This window comes from Nocardioides sp. B-3 (assembly GCF_024703895.1).
Taxonomy (GTDB): Bacteria; Actinomycetota; Actinomycetes; order Propionibacteriales; family Nocardioidaceae; genus Nocardioides.
On sequence record NZ_CP087968.1, the window covers coordinates 3094885 to 3113097 of the forward strand.

General features: G+C 70.6%; 21 protein-coding genes and 5 pseudogenes. 15 read left to right on the forward strand and 11 right to left on the reverse strand.

Annotated elements, in window-relative coordinates; translation table 11 throughout:
• Window positions 1–146: 146 nt before the first annotated feature.
• Window positions 147–608: a VOC family protein gene (locus tag LP418_RS20655; protein ID WP_257953474.1), complete on the reverse strand. Its 462-nt coding sequence runs from the start codon at window positions 606–608 to the stop codon at window positions 147–149.
• Window positions 609–671: 63 nt separating this feature from the next.
• Here LP418_RS20655 and LP418_RS20660 point away from each other — a divergent pair.
• Together LP418_RS20660 and LP418_RS20665 are read left to right on the forward strand one after the other, a co-directional pair.
• A pseudogene (locus LP418_RS20660) lies at window positions 672–845 on the forward strand (helix-turn-helix domain-containing protein); the annotation flags it as partial.
• Window positions 846–1197: 352 nt separating this feature from the next.
• Window positions 1198–1527, forward strand: coding sequence for a helix-turn-helix transcriptional regulator (locus LP418_RS20665; RefSeq protein ID WP_257953475.1), 330 nt, complete (start codon window positions 1198–1200; stop codon window positions 1525–1527).
• 73 nt (window positions 1528–1600) lie between these two features.
• On the opposite strand, the gene LP418_RS20670 is transcribed toward LP418_RS20665, so the two are convergent.
• Window positions 1601–2092, reverse strand: a complete 492-nt coding sequence (locus LP418_RS20670) for a polyketide cyclase (RefSeq protein ID WP_257953476.1) — start codon at window positions 2090–2092, stop codon at window positions 1601–1603.
• A 45-nt stretch (window positions 2093–2137) separates the two neighbouring features.
• Here LP418_RS20670 and LP418_RS20675 point away from each other — a divergent pair, with 45 nt between their 5' ends.
• Window positions 2138–2890, forward strand: coding sequence for a hypothetical protein (locus tag LP418_RS20675; protein WP_257953477.1), 753 nt, complete (start codon window positions 2138–2140; stop codon window positions 2888–2890).
• Between the two features lie 58 nt (window positions 2891–2948).
• On the opposite strand, the gene LP418_RS20680 is transcribed toward LP418_RS20675, so the two are convergent.
• Together LP418_RS20680 and LP418_RS20685 are read right to left on the reverse strand one after the other, a co-directional pair.
• The gene (locus LP418_RS20680; RefSeq protein ID WP_257953478.1) at window positions 2949–4577 is read right to left on the reverse strand and encodes an AMP-binding protein; all 1629 of its coding nucleotides are present in this window, start codon (window positions 4575–4577) and stop codon (window positions 2949–2951) included.
• A 171-nt stretch (window positions 4578–4748) separates the two neighbouring features.
• Complete coding sequence (locus LP418_RS20685) at window positions 4749–5177, reverse strand: HIT family protein (protein ID WP_257953479.1); 429 nt, start codon at window positions 5175–5177, stop codon at window positions 4749–4751.
• 212 nt (window positions 5178–5389) lie between these two features.
• Between LP418_RS20685 and LP418_RS20690 the strand changes: the two genes are divergently transcribed.
• Entirely contained in the window at window positions 5390–6166 is a 777-nt protein-coding gene (locus tag LP418_RS20690) for an alpha/beta fold hydrolase (RefSeq protein ID WP_257953480.1), read from the forward strand.
• A 22-nt stretch (window positions 6167–6188) separates the two neighbouring features.
• On the opposite strand, the gene LP418_RS20695 is transcribed toward LP418_RS20690, so the two are convergent.
• Together LP418_RS20695 and LP418_RS20700 are read right to left on the reverse strand one after the other, a co-directional pair.
• Window positions 6189–6365: a CGNR zinc finger domain-containing protein gene (locus LP418_RS20695; RefSeq protein ID WP_257953481.1), complete on the reverse strand. Its 177-nt coding sequence runs from the start codon at window positions 6363–6365 to the stop codon at window positions 6189–6191.
• Window positions 6356–6724: an ABATE domain-containing protein gene (locus LP418_RS20700; protein ID WP_257953482.1), complete on the reverse strand. Its 369-nt coding sequence runs from the start codon at window positions 6722–6724 to the stop codon at window positions 6356–6358. The genes LP418_RS20695 and LP418_RS20700 overlap by 10 nt, the downstream gene beginning before the upstream one ends.
• Window positions 6725–6772: 48 nt before the next feature.
• Between LP418_RS20700 and LP418_RS20705 the strand changes: the two are divergent.
• A pseudogene (locus LP418_RS20705) lies at window positions 6773–7669 on the forward strand (EamA family transporter); the annotation flags it as partial.
• A 36-nt stretch (window positions 7670–7705) separates the two neighbouring features.
• Here the strand turns inward: LP418_RS20705 and LP418_RS20710 are convergent.
• The 4 genes and pseudogenes from LP418_RS20710 to mce all read right to left on the reverse strand — a co-directional run bounded on the left by LP418_RS20710 (window position 7706) and on the right by mce (window position 12368).
• A complete protein-coding gene (locus LP418_RS20710) occupies window positions 7706–8761 on the reverse strand; it encodes an AI-2E family transporter (RefSeq protein WP_257953483.1) in 1056 nt (351 codons plus the stop codon).
• A gap of 394 nt (window positions 8762–9155) precedes the next feature.
• Window positions 9156–10334 (reverse strand): hypothetical protein, encoded by a 1179-nt coding sequence (locus tag LP418_RS20715; protein WP_257953484.1) that lies wholly within the window; start codon window positions 10332–10334, stop codon window positions 9156–9158.
• On the reverse strand, window positions 10331–11467 hold the full coding sequence (ccrA, locus tag LP418_RS20720) for a crotonyl-CoA carboxylase/reductase (RefSeq protein ID WP_336275776.1): 1137 nt from the start codon (window positions 11465–11467) through the stop codon (window positions 10331–10333). Before ccrA ends, LP418_RS20715 begins: the two co-directional genes overlap by 4 nt.
• 453 nt (window positions 11468–11920) lie before the next feature.
• Window positions 11921–12368, reverse strand: a pseudogene (mce, locus tag LP418_RS20725) (methylmalonyl-CoA epimerase).
• A gap of 116 nt (window positions 12369–12484) precedes the next feature.
• Here mce and LP418_RS20730 point away from each other — a divergent pair.
• The 9 genes and pseudogenes from LP418_RS20730 to LP418_RS20760 all read left to right on the forward strand — a co-directional run bounded on the left by LP418_RS20730 (window position 12485) and on the right by LP418_RS20760 (window position 16553).
• A pseudogene (locus LP418_RS20730) lies at window positions 12485–13671 on the forward strand (acetyl-CoA C-acetyltransferase).
• 50 nt (window positions 13672–13721) lie between these two features.
• Window positions 13722–14159 (forward strand): annotated as a pseudogene (locus tag LP418_RS34010) (methylmalonyl Co-A mutase-associated GTPase MeaB); the annotation flags it as partial.
• 98 nt (window positions 14160–14257) lie between these two features.
• A complete protein-coding gene (locus LP418_RS34015) occupies window positions 14258–14398 on the forward strand; it encodes a hypothetical protein (protein WP_442940291.1) in 141 nt (46 codons plus the stop codon).
• A complete protein-coding gene (locus LP418_RS34020; protein WP_442940293.1) occupies window positions 14352–14690 on the forward strand; it encodes a hypothetical protein in 339 nt (112 codons plus the stop codon). Before LP418_RS34015 ends, LP418_RS34020 begins: the two co-directional genes overlap by 47 nt.
• Before the next feature lie 81 nt (window positions 14691–14771).
• On the forward strand, window positions 14772–14942 hold the full coding sequence (locus tag LP418_RS20740; RefSeq protein ID WP_257953486.1) for a hypothetical protein: 171 nt from the start codon (window positions 14772–14774) through the stop codon (window positions 14940–14942).
• A gap of 28 nt (window positions 14943–14970) precedes the next feature.
• Entirely contained in the window at window positions 14971–15426 is a 456-nt protein-coding gene (locus LP418_RS20745; protein ID WP_257953487.1) for a PH domain-containing protein, read from the forward strand.
• A 71-nt stretch (window positions 15427–15497) separates the two neighbouring features.
• On the forward strand, window positions 15498–15662 hold the full coding sequence (locus LP418_RS20750; protein ID WP_257953488.1) for a hypothetical protein: 165 nt from the start codon (window positions 15498–15500) through the stop codon (window positions 15660–15662).
• On the forward strand, window positions 15659–15904 hold the full coding sequence (locus LP418_RS20755) for a hypothetical protein (protein ID WP_257953489.1): 246 nt from the start codon (window positions 15659–15661) through the stop codon (window positions 15902–15904). The genes LP418_RS20750 and LP418_RS20755 overlap by 4 nt, the downstream gene beginning before the upstream one ends.
• The gene (locus LP418_RS20760; RefSeq protein WP_257953490.1) at window positions 15894–16553 is read left to right on the forward strand and encodes a TetR/AcrR family transcriptional regulator; all 660 of its coding nucleotides are present in this window, start codon (window positions 15894–15896) and stop codon (window positions 16551–16553) included. Before LP418_RS20755 ends, LP418_RS20760 begins: the two co-directional genes overlap by 11 nt.
• Window positions 16554–16568: 15 nt before the next feature.
• On the opposite strand, the gene LP418_RS20765 is transcribed toward LP418_RS20760, so the two are convergent.
• Window positions 16569–16847: a hypothetical protein gene (locus LP418_RS20765; RefSeq protein ID WP_257953491.1), complete on the reverse strand. Its 279-nt coding sequence runs from the start codon at window positions 16845–16847 to the stop codon at window positions 16569–16571.
• Between LP418_RS20765 and LP418_RS20770 the strand changes: the two genes are divergently transcribed.
• Window positions 16839–18206: an MMPL family transporter gene (locus LP418_RS20770; RefSeq protein WP_257953492.1), complete on the forward strand. Its 1368-nt coding sequence runs from the start codon at window positions 16839–16841 to the stop codon at window positions 18204–18206. The two genes, LP418_RS20765 and LP418_RS20770, sit on opposite strands and share 9 nt — an antisense overlap.
• Window positions 18207–18213 lie beyond the last annotated feature (7 nt).

The window sequence follows — 18213 nt, forward strand, 5'->3', positions numbered from 1 at the left end:
ACCCCTCGCGCCGCGAGAACGTAGTCCTGCAGTCAAGGCGTGTGGACCGAACAGGGGACAGCCCACCCGCCCGGCGCAGACAGCAGGCCGCGGGATTCGCGGGGGTGAGCCCGCGGCCTGCTGCGCCGAACGGCCCCGATCGAGGGTCAGTCGAGGCAGAACTCGTTGCCCTCGGGGTCGCTCATCACGATGAAGCCGGCGCTCATGCCGCCGTCGGGCTCGAACCGCTTGAGGCGTACGGCGCCGAGCGCGACGACTCGCTCGCACTCCACCTCCGGGGCGGCCATCCGGGCGTCCCCGGCGAGGCCGGGCGCGGCCCGCACGTCGAGGTGCACGCGGTTCTTGGCCACCTTGTCCTCGGGCACCTGCTGGAAGAAGATGCGTGGTCCCTTGCCGGACGGGTCGATGATGCCGAACGCCGAGTTGTGCAGCGACTCCGGAAGTCCGGCCCTCGTCAGGAAGCCGAGCCACGCGTCGGCGGTCTCCACGGGGTCGCCGACCTCGCAGCCGGGCGGCGGGTCGACCGCGTAGTCGAGCACCTCGCGCCAGAAGAGCCCGAGCCGGCGCGGGTCGTGGGCGTCGAAGGTCACCCGGATCTCTGCTGTCATGGCTCCAGCATGCCTCGCACAGGCGGACAGGTCCTGTCCGCTTCCTCTGACACGATGACTGTCATGAGTGACACCACCCAGCGCGTCCTGCTGCTGCTCTCCCTGCTCCAGAAGCGTCCGGTGTGGACCGGACCCGAGCTGGCCGAGCGGCTCGGCGTCACCACCCGCAGCATCCGGCGCGACGTCGAGAGGCTGCGCGGCCTCGGCTACCCGGTGCTGGCCACCCGGGGGCTCGGTGGCGGCTACCAGCTCGGCCGCGGCAAGGACCTGCCGCCGCTGCTCCTCGACGACGAGGAGGCCGTCGCGATCGCGGTGTCGCTGCGGCTGGCGGCAGGCGGCACGGTGACCGGTGCCAGCGAGGCGGCGCTCAGCACGCTCGCCAAGCTGGACCAGGTGATGCCGCCGCGGCTGCGCTCCGAGGTCAAGGCGATCCACGAGTCCACCGAGACACTGAGCACCAACACCGACCCGGTCGACGGTGACGTGCTGCTGACGCTCGCGAAGGCCTGCCGCGACCTGCTGCGCGTCCGCTTCGGCTACGACGCGCGACGGCGCCGCGACCGAGCGCTGGGTCGAGCCCATCCGGCTGGTGGCGACCGGCCGCCGGTGGTACCTCATGGCGTGGGACGTCGACCGCGAGGACTGGCGGACCTTCCGTCTCGACCGGATGCGGGAGGTGGTGCCGTCGACTCGGCGCTTCAAGCCGCGCGATCACCCGGATCCGAAGGACTACGTCCAGAGCTCGATCAGCCGTGCGCCGTACAGCAACCGAGGCCCGGGTGAAGGTGTTGGCCGGCCTCGACGAGGTGTCCGCGAAGATCGACACCCGCTGGGTGACGCTCACCGCGATCGACGAGTCGACCACGCTGCTGGAGGCGAGCGCCGACTCCGCTCGAGCACGTGGCGTTCCACTGCGTGATGACGGGCCTCGACTGCGAGTTCGTGCAGCCGCCCGAGCTCGCGGTGGTCGCGGCCGAGCTGGGGGACCGGCTTCAGCGGGCGGCGGCCAACGGGTAGCCGCGTCGGACCGTGCGCTCGAGGATGCCCAGCGTGGCCTTGAGGTTGGCCTCGGAGATCACCGGGAAGATGCCCGAGTCACGCCACTCGGGGGCAATGTCCGACCAATCGTAGTAGGACGTGACGAGGCTGCCCTCGTCGGTCGGCTCGATCCGGTAGCCGTAGACGTGGCCGATCTGGGGTCGGACGCGCCCCAGCACCTTCCGGGCGATCTCGCGCTCGGGCTCGAAGGCGGTGATCGTCACGGTGACGTCGTACTTGCCCATGTCGAAGTCGCCGAGGGACTCACGATCCATGTGCACCACGAAGGAGTCGCCGACGGCGGTGACAGGGGCGCCGTCGGCGTCCTGCAGCATCCCGGACGCGTCGATCGCGACGTGGCCCTGCGGGTCGCAGAGCACCGCGAAGACGTCGGCCGACGCGGCGGGGAACGGGCGGGCGACCTCGATGCGTTCGACGGCTGTCATGGGGCGAGTCTGACAGGCGGCGCGCGGACCGCGCAGGCTCCGGGCATGGAGCGCCCGCGTACTCTGGGCGCATGGAACTGGTTCTGTTGCTCGTCGTGCTCGGCGGACTCGTCGGGACGGCGTTGTTCTGCGGGCCAGACCGCGAAGAAGCGGCAGCTCGCCAAGGCCGAGGCGGAGCTGGAGCCGGTCAAGCGGCTGGCCGAGGAGGACGTCACCGCCCTCGGTGTGGAGCTGCAGGACCTCGACATCGACATGGCCGGCCGCGACCTCGGCAGCGGTGAGAACGCCGACTACCAGCGCGCCCTCGACGCCTACGAGTCGTCCAAGACCGCGGCGGCCCGGATGACCAAGCCCGACGACGTCCGCCACGTCACCGAGATCCTCGAGGACGGTCGCTACGCCATGGCGTGCGTGCGCGCCCGGGTCGACGGTCAGCCGCTCCCGACCCGGCGTCCGCCGTGCTTCTTCGACCCGCGCCACGGCATGTCCGTGGCCGACGTGGCCTACACGCCCCCGGGCGGCGCACTGCGCGACGTCCCCGCGTGCCAGCTCGACGCCGAGCGCGTCAGGGTCGGCGCCGAGCCCGACATCCGCAAGGTGATGGTCGGCTCACGGCGGGTGCCCTACTGGCAGGGCGGTCGCGCCTACCAGCCCTACGCGCAGGGCTACTTCGGTGGCTTCGGCCCGATGGACTGGATGTTCATGGGCATGCTCTTCAGCGGCGGCTTCGACGGCCTCGGTGAGGGCATCGGCGCTCTCGGCGAAGGCCTCGGCGACATGTTCAGGCAGCATCGGTGACGGCATCGGCGGGATGTTCGACGGGTTCGACTTCTAGCCGATCAGGCCGATCAGCCCGTCAGCCCGTCAGCCCGAGGCCGAGCCGCTCGGTGGTGACCTCGCGCATCTCGGCCTTGCGGATCTTGCCGGTGACGGTCATCGGGAACTCGTCCACGAGCAGCACGTAGCGCGGGATCTTGTAGTGGGCGAGCCTGCCGTCGGCGTACGCCCGGATCGCCGCGGCGTCGAGCTCGGCCGCGCCCGCCTTGAGCTTGATCCAGGCGCACAGCTCCTCGCCGTACTTCTCGTCCGGGACGCCGATGACTCGGACGTCCTCGATGTCGGGGTGGGCGTAGAGGAACTCCTCGATCTCGCGCGGGTAGACGTTCTCACCGCCCCGGATGACCATGTCCTTGATCCGGCCGACGATGTTGCAGTAGCCGTCCTCGCGCATCTCCGCGAGGTCGCCGGTGTGCATCCAACCGTCGGCGTCGATCGCCTCGGCGGTCTTCTCCGGGTCCTCCCAGTAGCCGAGCATCACGGAGTAGCCGCGGGTGCAGAACTCGCCCGGCTGGCCGCGCTCCACGATCTCGCCGGTGACGGGGTCGACGATCTTGATCTCCACGTGCGGGTGCGCGCGACCGATGGTCGACGTGCGCCGGTCCAGTCGTCGTCGGAGCGGGTCTGGCACGAGACGGGCGAGGTCTCGGTCATGCCGTAGGCGATGGACACCTCGGACATGTGCATGTCGTCGACGCAGTGCTTCATCACCTCCACCGGGCAGATCAGAGCCCGCCATGATGCCTGTGCGGAGCGAAGAGAGGTCGTGCTCGGCGAAGCTCGGGTGGTTCTGCATCGCGATGAACATCGTCGGTACGCCGTACACGCCGGTGCACTTCTCCGTGGCGATCGTGCGCAGGGTGATCTCGGGGTCGAACCCGGGCGCCGGGATGACCATCGTGGCGCCGTGGGAGGTGCAGCCGAGGTTGCCCATCACCATGCCGAAGCAGTGGTAGAAGGGCACCGGGATGCAGAGCCGGTCGTCGGGGCCGAGGTCGATCAGCTCGGTGACGAAGTAACCGTTGTTGAGGATGTTGCGGTGGCTCAGCGTGGCGCCCTTGGGGCGACCGGTGGTGCCGGAGGTGTACTGGATGTTGATGGCGTCGTTGGGCGAGAGCCCGGCCATCCGCTCCGCCACGGCTCCTTCAGGCACGTCCGCACCCGACGCGACCAGCCCGGTCCAGTCGTCGGTGCCGATGAAGACGACCCGCTCGAGGGCGGGGCAGTCCGCGTGCGTCTCGGCGACCATCGCGCGGTAGTCGCTGGTCTTGAAGCTCTCCGCGCTGACCGGGAGGCGGACACCCGCCCGGTTGACGGCGTACGCGAACTCGTGGGTGCGGTAGGCCGGATTGACATTGACCCGGGATGATGCCGAGCTTGGCGGTGGCGAACTGGACGAGCACCCACTCCCGCGCAGTTCGGCGCCCAGATCCCGACCCGGTCGCCGGTCGTCAGCCCGGCGGCGAGCAGCCCCCGCGCGAGGGCATCGACATTGCGATCCAGCTCGGCCCCGGGTCCAGCGCCGCCCGCTGGCCACATCGACGAGTGCCTCGCGGTCGTGGTGCTCGGCAACGGTGCGCTCGAAGTTGGCGCCGATCGTCTCCTCGAGCAGCGGGGGCTCGAGCTCTCCAGCGGCATACGACTCCATGGGGCGATGCTGTCAGACTGCCCCGGTGAGCGCTACGGAGCTGAACGTGACCCGGCTACAGGCGCGGTCGCTTGGAGCGCGCTCGCGCTACCGAACAGTACGGGCGGGAAATTTGTTGGCGAGCCCCTGACGGTTCGGTAACCCGGGCGGGCTGCGTGTCGGGGCGACCCATCACGGGATCTCGCCGCCGGCGAGCGCCACGAAGCGTCGCATCACGACCTCGACGTCCGCGCGGAACTCCTCGCGTGGACGAGGTGGCAGCACGTCCTCCCAGCTGGACAAGAACGTCCCCCGGAGCTGGGTGGCCCCGGTAGGGCGCCCCAGCACCCACCAGTGCAGGTGTTCCTGACCGTCACCCCAGCGCAGGATCTGGACGCGGGGTACGTCGAGCACGTCGGTCACCGCACGTTCGAGCAGCACCATCAGCTCACCCATCCGGGCGGCCTCGTATGGCTCGAGGTCGGAGAGGTCGGCGTGGCGTCTCGGCATCAGGAAGCCGATGAAGGGGATCGAGATGTCCTCGTGGGGCATGCCGATCATGGCGATGTCGTCGCGCCACACGATGTAGTCCTGATCCTCGGCAGCCACCGCGGCGCACATGAAGCAGTCGACGCCGCCCGACCCGCCCCGCGTGTCCTCGGCGGCGGGCGGCTGCAGCTCGCGCGGTGCTCCAAGGTCACCGTCGAACGGCCACGTCTCCCCGGGTCGACCACTCGACCGGTCGGTAGCCGTCCGTCTCGATGCGGCGGCGGACGTCGTCGTACCACTCCTGCGCTGACTGGGGCATGGGCGGATGCTGTCAGACTGCCCCGGTGAGCGCCACACAGCTGAACGTGACACGACTGGGGGACCGGGGGCCGATCATCGCCTTCTGCCACGGCCTCTTCGGCCGGGGCAAGAACTGGACGCAGATCGCCAAGGCGTTCGCCGATGACCACCGGGTGCTGCTGATCGACATGCCCAACCACGGGCGCTCGGGGTGGACCGAGGGCTTCGCCTACGCGGACTCGGCCGACGACGTCGCCGCGCTCTTCGGTGCCGACGATCCGGTGACGCTGATCGGTCACTCGATGGGCGGCAAGATCGCGATGGCGATCGCGCTGCGCCATCCCGAGCTCGTCTCGCGGCTGGTGGTCGTTGACGTGTCGCCGGTGGCCTACGAGTCCGGGCGCGAGTTCCTCGGCTACATCGACACGATGCGCGCCTGGATCTCGGCACCCCGGAGCGGCGTGACCCGGGCCGACGAGGCGCTGCGCGGCGCCGTACCCAACACGACGGTGCGCAGCTTCCTGCTGCAGAACCTCCGGCGCGAGGGCGACGGCTGGCGCTGGATGCTGAACCTCGACCTGCTGTCCAAGCACATGTCCGAGCTCGCGGGCTGGCCGGCGGACGAGCTCCGTGGGTCCTACCCCGGACCGGTGCTGTGGATCGGCGGCGCCAACTCGGCGTACGTCGCCGACGACTACGCGACGGCGATGGAAGCGCTCTTCCCCCGGGTGCGACGGGTGACGATCAAGGGCGCCGGGCACTGGGTGCACTCCGAGCAGCCCGCGGTGTTCGTCGAGGTGCTGAAGCGGTTCGTCTCCTAGGCCTGCTGCCGCGCGCTCATTCCTATCCGCGCTGGCGCGCGCGGTAGGCGGCAACGGCCTCGCGGTTGCCGCAGGTGGTCGAGCAGTAGCGCCGGGAGCGGTTGCGCGAGAGATCGAGGACCAGCCCGTCGCAGTCGTCGGCCGCGCAGATGTCGAGGCGGTCGTGCTCGTCGGCGCGGATCACGTCGATCATCGCCATCGCGGTCTCCACCAGCACCCGCTCCGCGAGGCGGAGCGTCGTCGTCGATCGCGTGGATGTGCCAGTCGAGCCGGTCGTGGCGGACCAGTCGAGGCACGGCCGTCGCGTCGGCCGGGGATGCCGTTGACGAGCTCCACCGACGTGGCCCGATCCGCGGTGAGCAGCTCGCGCAGGGCACCACGCACGGCACGGACCGCCTCGAGCTCGGCCGCGTCACGGCGGTGTCCACCGGAGTACTCGTGCTCGGCGTAGAACGCCGACAGCTCCTCGACCGTGGTCAGGGTGTCGGGGTCGAGGGCCGAGTTGGCGAGCGCCACGGCGGCCTGCAGCGACCCCGCCGTGTCATCAGTGAAAGTCACGTTGACACCTTACCAAGTGTGCGCGTAGCGTCATGACCCATGGCGACGATGACTCATGACACCCCCGTGGCCCGGTCGTCCAACACCACGACCGGGCTGGCCTTCGCGGTCGCGTCCGCGGTGTCCTTCGGGCTCTCCGGCGCCCCGGCTCGCGGCCTGCTCGATGCGGGCTGGACGGCGGGGTCGGCCGTCGCCGTACGCATCACGATCGCTGCCGTCGTGCTGGTGGTCCCCGGTGCGCTCGCGCTGCGTGGTCGCTGGCACCTGCTGCGCGAGAGCCGGCTCGTGGTGATCGGCTGCGGCGTCGCCGCGGTCGCCGGTGCGCAGCTGTGCTACTTCTACGCCGTCAGCCACATGCAGGTCGGCGTGGCCCTGCTGATCGAGTACACCGCGCCCGTCGCGGTCGTCGTCTGGTTGTGGCTGCGCCACGGCCACCGGCCCAACCGCCTCACCGTCGCGGGTGCGGTCATCGCCCTGCTGGGGCTCGTGCTGGTGCTCGACGTGGTGTCGGGCGCTGATCTCAGCACGGCCGGAGTGCTCTGGGCGCTCGGTGCGATGGTCGGCGCGGCGACCTACTTCGTCATCAACGGCAACACCGACAACGGGCTGCCGCCGATCAGCCTCGCCGCCGCTGGGCTGGTGGTCGGGGGAACCGTGCTGCTGCTCGCCGGCTGGACCGGCGTGCTGCCGATGCGCGCGACCACGGCCGACGTCGCCTACAACGGGCACGTCGTGGCGTGGTGGATCCCGGTGCTCGCGCTCGGGCTCGTCACGGCCGCGTTCGCCTACGTCACCGGCATCGAGGCCGGGCGTCGCCCGGGCTCGCGCCTCTCGTCGTTCGTCGCGCTGTTCGAGGTGCTGATGGCGCTGGTCTTCGCTCGGCTGTTGCTCGGCGAGCTGCCACGCACGGTGCAGCTGCTCGGCGGGCTGCTGGTGCTGGCCGGCGTCGTCGTGGTCAAGCTGGGTGAGGGGTGGGGCGAGTCAGCGAGCGTCCTGCCGCCTGAGCAGCACCTCGCGGTGCAGGAGGAGCAGAGCAGCAGCGACGGGTACGGCGAGGAGTGCGCCGACGATGCCGAGCAGGCTGCCGCCCACGAGGGCCGAGATGACCGTGATCGAGCCGGGCATGTCGACCGCGCGCTTCATGATCCGCGGATAGATGAAGTAGGACTCGACCTGCTGGTAGGCGACGTAGTAGACCGCCGCGATGATCGCCACCGTCGGTGAGACCGTCAGCGCCAGCAGCGTGATGATCACGCCGGACACGACGGCACCCACGACCGGGATCAGCGACAGCAGGCCGACGATGAAGGCGAGCGCGAAGCTGTAGTCGCGCAGCCCGACGACGAACGTGAAGATCAGCGTGCTGATGCCGGCGCACACCGAGACCATGAACGCGCCGGACACGTAGGAGCCGGTGGAGCGGATGATCTGGTCGCCCAGCTGACTGACCCGGACCCGCTTGGAGGCGGGCGCGATGTTGTAGGCGGCGTGCTTGATGCTCGGCAGCGAGGCCGGGAAGTAGACCATCAGCACGACCACGATGAAGGCGTTGGCCAGTGCGGACAGCACGGCCGGGCCGACGCCCGGGGCGCCGCCGAACACCTGCTGGCCGAAGTCCCCGTCCGTGACGTAGTCCTGCAGCTTGTCGATGACCGAGAAGCGGTCGTCGATCTGCTGGACCGTCCTGTTGGTCTGCAGGTCCTGCAGCCAGCCGGGGGCGTTCTTGGTGATCTGGGCGATCTGGTCGCTGATCACCGGCGCCACGGCGAACACGAAGAGGGTGAGCACGCTGATGACGACGCCGAGCACGAGCAGCACCGAGACACCGCGCCGCATGCCGCGCTTCATGAACCACTCGACGGTCGGGTTGAGGCCGATCGCCGGGAACATCGCCATCACCAGCAGGATCAGCACCGACGAGATGCTGAGCAGCTGCTGGCTGAGGAACACTGCGACGATCGCGCCGAAGGCGCCGAAGAAGCCGATGTTGAAGGGGGAGTGGCGCAGCAGGGACGGCTGCTCGACCGTGGGTGCCACGGGTGCGTATGCCGCCGTGCTGCCGTCCTCGAGGACGAGGTCGGTGGCGTTGTCGATCTGCTCGGCCGAAGCCCGGGCCTGCTCGGCGGAGTCATCCGCACGATCCGCGGCGGCCTCCGCGCGGTCTGCTTCCGGAGCCGGCCCGGTCGACGGCCCGGTCGACGGCCCGGTCGACGGCCTCGTCCACGGCCCGGTCGACCGCGTCGTCGACGTAGTCCGCGATCGTGGTGCGCGGGGCAGTGACCGCCCGCAGGCGGTCGCGCCAGCTCAGGACTCGTCCTCGACGAATCCGGACACGACGTCGCGCAGGGCACCGAGCTGGGCGGCGACGGCGTCGCGGCGCTTGGTCATCCGCTCCACCTCGGCCTGCACGGCGGCGAGCTCGCGCTCGGCGTCAGCGGCACCGCTGGAGGCGATCGACTCGGCCCTGGGTCGAGGCGGACGCGACGATCTGCTCCGCCTCGCGGCGGGCCCGGCTGAGCAGGCCCTCCGCCTCGCTCTGTGCCTGCTGGCGGTGGGCGTTGGCCTGCGTCGTGGCCTCGCGGGCGCGCTGCTCGGCGGCGTTGGCACGCTCCTCGGCCTCCCGGGACCGGGCGCTGCGTCTCGGCGGTGGCGTTGCTGTGGTGGTCGGTGGCCTCGCGGGCGAGCCGCTCCTTCTCCACGGCGAGCGTGCGACGGGCCTCCCGGACCTCGCGGTCGGCGGCGGCGCGCGCCTGCTCGGCCTCGCGCTTGGCCGTCGTGCGCAGCTCGTTGGTCTCCTGCTGGGCGGCGAGCCGCACTGGTCGGCCTCGCGCTTGGCGGCGGCGAGCAGGTCGGCAGCCTCGCCCTTGGCCGGGGTGCGCTCCCGGTCGGCGTCGGCGGTGAGACGGTTGCGCATCTCGTCGAGCTCCTTGAGCTGGACGAGGCGCATGTCGTCGGCCTCGCGGGCGGCCTCGGCGCGCACAGCCTTGGCGTCGCGGGTGGCCCGGAGACGGATCTCGTCGGCGTCGCGGGCCGCGGCGTCGCGCACGTCGTTGGCCTCGTCCTCGGCGAGCTTGAGCATCGAGGTGGCGCGGCCACCGAGGCCGGCGTAGGACGGCGACTTGTTCTCGGCGAGCTCGGCGCGGATGGCTTCCAGCTCGGCCTCGAGGTCGCGCACGCGCTGCTCGGAGGCGCTCAGGCTGCTGCTCAGGCCGGACTTCTCGCCGGAGAGCTGGGCGAGCCGCTGGTCGACGGCGACCTTGTCGTAGCCGCCGCGGCGCACGATCGGGATGAGCGAGCCCGGGGTCGCTGGTGCGGGCGCGGCCGGCCGCGGCACCGTCGGCGCCGCGGGCCGCGTGAAGGACTGGGCGGAGGTGCGCACCGGCTCGGTGGGCGGGGCCGTGCGCGGCTTCGTGGGCGGCGCGGCGGGCTCTGCTGCTGACCGGGGCTCGGCCTCGGTCTTGGGAACGGTCGGCATCACTTGGGTCTCCGTGCTGTCGGGGCCTGCGGGAGCGGCTGTTGCTGGTGCGGCCGGGGACGAGACCTCCGCGTCGAGGTCGGAGTCGGGCTCTGGCTCCTCGTCGAAGATGGACAGGCCCTGATCGCTGCTCATGGTCGAGCACCCACTCTCTGCGTCGAACTTGGTCGCCCCCGATGGCGTTCGGCCCAGTCTGTCTGACCGGCTGCAACAAACACACCCCGGCGCGCAGACGTTTCGCGAGCCGGGGTGTGAATGATGTGTAACTGGGCGGTCAGACTCCGCGGAACCGGTTGATCGCGTCGATGTGCTTGGCCCGCAGCTCCGGGTTGCGCACGCCGAGGCCCTCCTCGGGCGCGAGGCAGAGCACGCCGACCTTGCCCCGGTGGGCGTTCTTGTGGACGTCGAGCGCGGCCCCGGCCGACCTCGTCGAGCGCGTAGGTCTTCGACAGGGTGGGGTGGATCTTGCCCTGCGCGATGAGGCGGTTGGCCTCCCACGACTCGCGGTAGTTGGCGAAGTGCGAGGAGATGATGCGCTTGAGGTTCATCCACAGGTAGCGGTTGTCGTACTCGTGCATGTACCCCGAGGTCGACGCGCAGGTGGTGATGACGCCGCCCTTGCGGGTGACGAACACCGAGGCACCGAAGGTCTCACGACCCGGGTGCTCGAAGACGATGTCGATGTCCTCGCCGCCGGTGAGCTCGCGGATCTTGGCGCCGAAGCGCTTCCACTCGCGCGGGTCCTGCTTGGTGTTCTCGTCGTTCCAGAACTTGTAGCCCTCTTCGGAGCGGTTGATGATCAGCTCCGCGCCCATGCTGCGGGCGATGGCGGCCTTCTCCTCGTTGGAGACGACACAGATCGGGTTGGCGCCACCGTTGAGGGCGTACTGCGTCGCGAAGCCGCCGAGACCGCCGGACGCGCCCCAGATCAGGACGTTGTCGCCCTGCTTCATGTCGCCACCGTTCTTGGAGACGAGCTGGCGGTACGCCGTGGAGTTGACCGGGCCGGGAGCGGCGGCCTCCTCCCGGTGAGGTGTCCGGGCTTGGGCATCAGCTGGTTGGACTTGACCGGGGGCGATGTGCGCGAGACCACCGAAGTTGGTCTCGAAGCCCCAGATGCGCTGCTCCGGGTCGAGCATCGTGTCGTTGTGGCCGTCGGGGCCCTCGAGCTCGACCGAGAGGCAGTGTGCGACGACCTCGTCGCCGGGCTTCCGGGCGTTGACGCCGAGGCCGGTCTTGAGCACGACACCGGCCGGGTCCGAGCCCACGATGTGGTGGTCCGTGGTCGTGGCGCTTGGTCAGCTCGGAGAGGCGGCCGTAGCGCTCGAGGAAGCCGAAGGTGGAGACGGGCTCGAAGATCGAGGTCCACACGGTGTTGTAGTTGATGGCGGAGGCCATCACCGCGACGTACGCCTCGCCCGGGCCGAGCTCGGGCAGCGCGACGTCACCGATGTGCAGCGACTTGCGCGGGTCCTTCTCCTTGGTGGGCACGCCCTCGAACATGTCCACGTCCTCCTTCTTCACGAAGGCGGCGCGGTAGTGGTCGGGGAGCTCGAGGTTCGCGAAGTCGTCGGACGTCGCGTTGCCACTCTGGATGGCGTCGAGGATGTTCTGCACTATGTCTCCCGGTGAGGCAGTTGTGGCTCAAGATCTGGGTCAAGGTACCGGTGAGTAACCCGGCGTGGGGTGGGTTGTGACGTACTTCCCACCGGTCTCGGCTCTCAGTGCGAGCCGTTCGGTTCCACCAGCTCCACGAGGACGCCGCCGGCGTCCTTGGGGTGGATGAAGTTGATGCGGCTGTCGGACGTGCCGCGCTTCGCCGCGTCGTACAGCAGGCGCACACCGCGCTCGCGCAGGATCGCCGAGACGGCGTCGAGGTCGGTGACACGGTAGGCCAGCTGCTGCATGCCCGGGCCCGAGCGGTCGATGAACTTGGCGATCGTCGACTCCGCGTTGAGCGGTGCCAGCAGCTGGATGTGCGAGCCGGACTCGCCGACGGCCAGCATCGCCTCGCGCACTCCCTGCTCCTCGTTGGTCTCCTCGTGCGCGACGTGGAGCCCGAACGTGTCGCGGTAGTAGGCGATGGCCTCGTCCGAGGTCGGGGACGGCGATCCCGACGTGGTCGATGGCCGTGAACAGGTGCTGGGGGATCTCGACGGGAGCGGTCATGGGGACATCGTCCAACAGGCTGTCTCGTGCATCACCTCTCCGGGCGAACAGTGAGACACCGGCGGTATCGTCAGGAACAGACGTCAACCCCTGAAATTCTCCCGGAGGCAGCACTCATGTCCACATCTGTCATCGTCGCGGGCGCCCGCACCCCGATCGGTCGCCTGCTCGGCGGTCTGAAGGACCAGTCCGCTGCTGACACAGGTGGCGTCGCCATCGCCGGCGCCCTCGAGAAGGCCGGCGTCGCGGGCGACCGGGTCGACTACGTCATCATGGGCCGAGGTCATCCGGGGCCGGTGCCGGCCAGATCGCCGCTCGCCGGGCCGCAGTCAAGGGCGGCGTGCCCATGACCGTGCCCGCCATCACCATCAACAAGGTCTGCCTCTCCGGCATCAACGCCATCGCGCTGGCCGACCAGCTGATCCGTGCCGGCGAGCACGAGATCGTCGTCGCCGGCGGCATGGAGTCGATGACCCTCGCTCCGCACCTGCTGCCGAAGAGCCGTGACGGCTTCAAGTACGGCGACACCACGCTGGTCGACTCCATGGCCTACGACGCGCTCTACGACCAGTTCACCGACCAGGGCGATGATCAACCTCACCGACAGCCACAACGTCGCCGGCGCCAAGCTCACCCGCGAGGAGCAGGACGCCTTCTCGGCGCAGTCGCACCAGCGTGCCGCGCTCGCGCAGAAGAACGGCCTGTTCGACGACGAGATCGTCCCCGTCACGATCAAGTCCCGCAAGGGCGACATCACCGTCAGCCGGGACGAGGGCGTCCGCGGCGACACGACCGTCGAGTCGCTGGCCGGCCTGCGTCCGGTCTCCAAGGACGGCAGCATCACCGCCGGCTCCGCCTCGCAGATCTCCGACGGTGCCTGCGCCGTCGTCGTGATGAGCAAGGCCAAGGCCGAGGAGCTCGGACTCACTCGGCTCGCCGAGATCGGTGCCTCCGGCCGGTCGCCGGCCCCGACTCGACGCTGCAGCTGCAGCCGGCCAACGCCATCGCGAAGGCCGCCGAGAAGGAGGGCATCGCGATCTCCGACATCGACCTCTTCGAGCTCAACGAGGCGTTCGCGGCCGTCGGCATCGAGTCCGGTCGCCAGCTCGGCGTCTCCGACGACAAGATCAACGTCAACGGCGGGGCGATCGCGCTCGGCCACCCGGTCGGCATGTCCGGCGCCCGGATCGTGCTGCACCTCGCGCACGAGCTGAAGCGTCGCGGCGGCGGCACCGGCGCGGCCGCGCTGTGTGGTGGCGGCGGTCAGGGCGATGCCCTGATCATCCGCGTCCCGCAGGCGTGACCGACAGCTCCACCACGAGCGCCACGGGAGGGGGCCGACGCCGCGCTGCGGTGTCGGCCCCCGATCTCGTCTCCCGGGCGCGCGCCGGTGACGCACGTGCCGTCGCGCGGCTGATCTCCTTCGTCGAGGACGAGTCACCGGTCCTGCGCGAGGTGATGGCCGAGATTTCTCGGAACGCCGACTCTTCCCATTCGCGGGCCCACCCGCGTGCCCACGTCGTCGGGATCACCGGCTCCCCGGGCGTCGGCAAGTCGACGTCGACCAACGCGCTGGTCACCGAGCTGCGCAAGGCCGGCAAGCGGGTGGGCGTGCTCGCGGTCGACCCGTCCTCACCGTTCTCCGGCGGCGCCCTGCTCGGCGACCGGGTGCGCATGCAGGAGCACGCACTCGACCCGGACGTCTACATCCGGTCGATGGCCTCCCGCGGCCACCTCGGCGGGCTCGCCTGGACGACGCCGCAGGCGCTGCGGGTGCTCGACGCTGCCGGCTTCGACGTGATCCCGGGTCGAGACGGTGGGCGTGGGCCAGAGCGAGGTCGAGATCGCGGCGCTGGCCGACACCACCCCCGGTGCTGCTCGCGCCCGGGATGGGGGACGGGATCCGGGCGGCCAAGGCCGGGATCCCGGAGATCGGCGACCTCTACGTCGTCAACAAGGCCGACCGTGACGGGGCCGACCAGGGTGCGACGCGACCTCCGGTCCATGCTCGCGCTCGCCGAACGCCGTGAGGGTGCACGGAAGCCGCCGATCGTCAAGACGGTGGCGGCCCGGGGCGAGGGCGTGGACGAGGTGGCCGTCGAGATCGAGCGGCACTTCGCGTGGCTCACGGACACTGGTGAGCTCGCGGTGCGCCGTGCGCGACGGGCGCGCGACGAGATCGAGGCGATCGCCGTGACGGCGCTGCGGGCGCGGTGGGGTGACGTGCACGGGCGTTCCGAGCTCGACGACCTCGCGGGCGCGGTGGCCGCGGGGGAGTCGGACCCCTATGCGGCGGCCGACTCGCTGCTGGAGCAGCTCTAGGCAGGCGCGCCTCCTCGGTGCAGAGCGGGCGAGATGGTAGACATTGGTCCGTCCTGTGCACTGCTTCTCGAGGAGTACCCGATGAACGTCAAGAAGGTCGGCATCGCGCTGGTCGTGCTGTTCCTCGGTTTCTGGATGTTCACCGACCCCAACGGGCTGGCCGAGGCGGCCAAGTCGGGGGCCGACCGGGGCTGGGTCCTGACGCAGGAGCTCTTCACGGCGATCATCGACTTCGTCGGTGCGCTGACGTGAGGCCCTGACGTGAGCAGTCGGTGCTGACGTGAGGGGCATCTTCGACCCCAACATCCGCCGGCACCTCCTCCGCGAGGAGGGCGAGGTGATCGTGGACGAGGTCCGCCACCACGGCATCGTCTACGTCCGCCCGATCGCGGAAGTCCTCGTGGCCCCGGCTCTTGTCGTCGCCGTGCCGTTCGTCGACATGGACCTCGCGTGGGTGCCCTTCGCCCCGGCTTTCGTGATCCCGGCGCACGCCGCCCGGCGGGCGCTGACCGAGCACATGGACCGCTTCGTGATCACCAACATGCGCGTCTTCCGCGTGCACGGGGTGCTCTCGCAACAGCTGGCCACGATGCCGCTCTCGCGGATCCTCGACATCACGGTGAAGAAGCCGCTGCACGGCCGCCTGCTCGGCTTCGGACACTTCGTCTTCGAGTCCGCCGCCCAGGGAGCAGGGCCTGCGCGACATCCGCTTCGTCGGTCGCCCCGACGACCGTGACCTCGCCATCCAGCGGGTCGTCCAGCGCTCGGGCCTGCGTGGGCCCCGCGTGACCAACTGAGGCGGCTGTCATGGACGAGCGCCTCGTCGAGATGGTGCTGAGGGCGGTCGACCTCATCCCGCGCGGTCGCGTTGCGGCGTACAGGCGATCTCGGCCGCATCATCGGCATCGGGCCGCGGCAGGTGGGTGCGGTGATGAGCCGCTACGGCGACGGCGTGACCTCGGTGGCGGGTGACCAACGCGAGCGGCGGCTTCGCGCCCGACCTGCTCGAGCGGGCCCGGCCGCACTGGCTCGACGAGGGGATCCCCGGTCAGGCCGAGCGGTGGCGGCTGCCGGATCGCCGAGCACCGCGTGGACTCGGGTGGCTGGCCGACGAGTGGCGCAAGGCCGTCGCCGACCCGGGAGTGACCCAACCCACGCCCCGCAAATGTGCACTGCTGTGCAAAGTTGCCCTACAGTGCAGGTATGAGTCATGACCTGTCCGTCTGCGGCCTGCGTGCCGTCAAGAAGGAACGCACCCGCCGGGCGCTGAGCCGGGCGGCCGTCGCGATCGTCGCCGACGAGGGCATCGACGCCCTGACCGCCGACCGGATCGCCGCCGAGGCGGGCGTCTCCCGGGCGGACCCTGTTCAACTACTTCCCCCGCGTCGAGGACGTGCTGACCGCCTCGATCGAGCAGGTCACCCGCGACACCGTCGCGGCCTTCCCTGGCGCGTCCGGCGCACGAGCCCCTGCGCGAGTCGGTCGCGGCCGTGCTGGCCGGGCTGCTCGACGACCCGGTCTTCGTGCAGGCCCTCGTCCTCGAGCGGGCGGCGGAGTCGTCGCCGGCGACGCGCCGGTTCCTGCGCGAGTTCTCCGACTCCCAGATCGACGCCTTCGAGGAGGGCCTGCGCGAACGCATCGGCCCCGGACGCCGATCCCGTCTACGTCGCCGCGCTGGCCGCCTCCGTGGGCGCGATCCTCACCCGGATGACCCGTCTCGTGGTCGCCCAGATGCCCGATGCGGACCCGACCGACGCGTCGCTGAGCCGGCGCTACCACGACTCGATCCGCCGCTCCTTCGACCTCCTCTTCGCCGGCTTCGACGAGACCGGTGCCCGCTCCAACCCCACTCGGGAGAACTGACATGGCTTCCTTCCTCTACCGCCTCGGCATGCGCGCAGCGCGCCGACCCGTCGCCGTACTCATCGCCCGGATCCTGATCCTCGGCAGCGTGGCCGCCGCGATGGTGTCCTTCCAGCGCCCGCTCACCAACGAGTTCGAGCTGCCCGACAGCGAGTTCGCGGCGGTGCTCGACGACCTCGGCGAGCAGATCCCCGAGATCGCCGGCGGCACCGGCACGGTGGTGCTGCACAGCGAGGACGGGTTCACGCCCGCCCAGCGCAGGGCCATCGACGCGACCCGGGCGGAGTGGCGCACCCTGCCGCACGTGACCGGCATTGTCGACCCGTTCGAGACCCAGCGGCAGCTGGACCGTGGCGCCGCCGACCTCGCCGAGGGGAGCAGAAGCTGCTCGACGGCCGCGCGAAGTACGCCAAGGGGGCCCGCCAGCTGTCCAAGCTCCGCTGGTTCATCGGCGAGGGCGAGCGCGACATCGCGCGATTGCAGCGGACCGACCCCGACAACGCCACCCTGCCCTACCGCGTCAGCGGGCAGGCCGAGCTCGAGCAGATGCTCGCCGACGGCGAGCGCAAGCTCGACCGGGCACGCGCGCAGCTCGATGCCGGTCAGGAGAAGTACACCGACGGTGCCACCCTGCGTGGCCTCGGTGACGGCGTCCGCCTCGTCAGCGAGGACGGCACCACCGCGCTCCTGCAGATCCGTTTCGACGACAGCATGCAGGAGATCTCACCCGACGACCTCGCGCTCGTGCCCGAGACCGGCGAGCAGCTGGCCGACGCCGGCGTGGACGTCGACTACGGCCGGGAGCTGGTCTTCGTCACGGAGGTCGGTGGCATCGGCGAGGCCATCGGGGTCGCGGTCGCGGCCGTGGTGCTGCTCGTGATGCTCGGCTCCTTCGTGATGGCCGGTCTGCCGCTCGCGATCGCCTTCGCGGGGGTCGGCGTCAGCCTGATGGGTGCGATGGGCTTGACCCACTGGCTCGACATCCAGCAGATGGCGCCCGTGCTCGGCGCGATGCTCGGTCTTGCGGTCGGCATCGACTACGCCCTGTTCATCGTCAACCGGCACCGCCGGCAGCTCGCCGACGTGGTCCGCGGTGGAGCCGAGACGACTCGCGAGGAGATCCGGCACAGCATCGCGCTGGCGACCGGCACGGCTGGTACGGCGGTCGTGGTCGCCGGAGCGACCGTGATCATCGCCCCGGCTGCGCTATTGGTGTCCGGCATCCCGACGCTGATCCAGATGGGCCTGCTCGCCGCTGCGACGGTCACTGTCACCGTGCTGGTGGCCCTCACCCTGACGCCTGCGCTGCTGTCGCTGGCGGGGCGCCGCGCCGTACCCCGCAAGGCGGCTGTGTCCACGGCCCCGCGCCGGGACGGCTGGCCCGAGAAGTGGGTGGACGCGGTCACCCGCCGTGCCCCGGCCGCGATCGTCGCCGTCGTCATCGTCATGGGTGCGCTCGCCGTGCCCGCGCTGTCGCTGCGCCTCGGCCTGCCCGACGGCGGCTCGGAGAGTGTCGACTCCACGGCCTTCCGCGCCTACGACCGGGTCTCCGACGCGTTCGGCACCGGTGCCAACGGCCCGATCCCGGTCTCGGCATCGGTGGACTCCCCGATCGCGCGGCGACCCGGTGGGCGAGCAGGCACGGATCGGTGAGGAGATC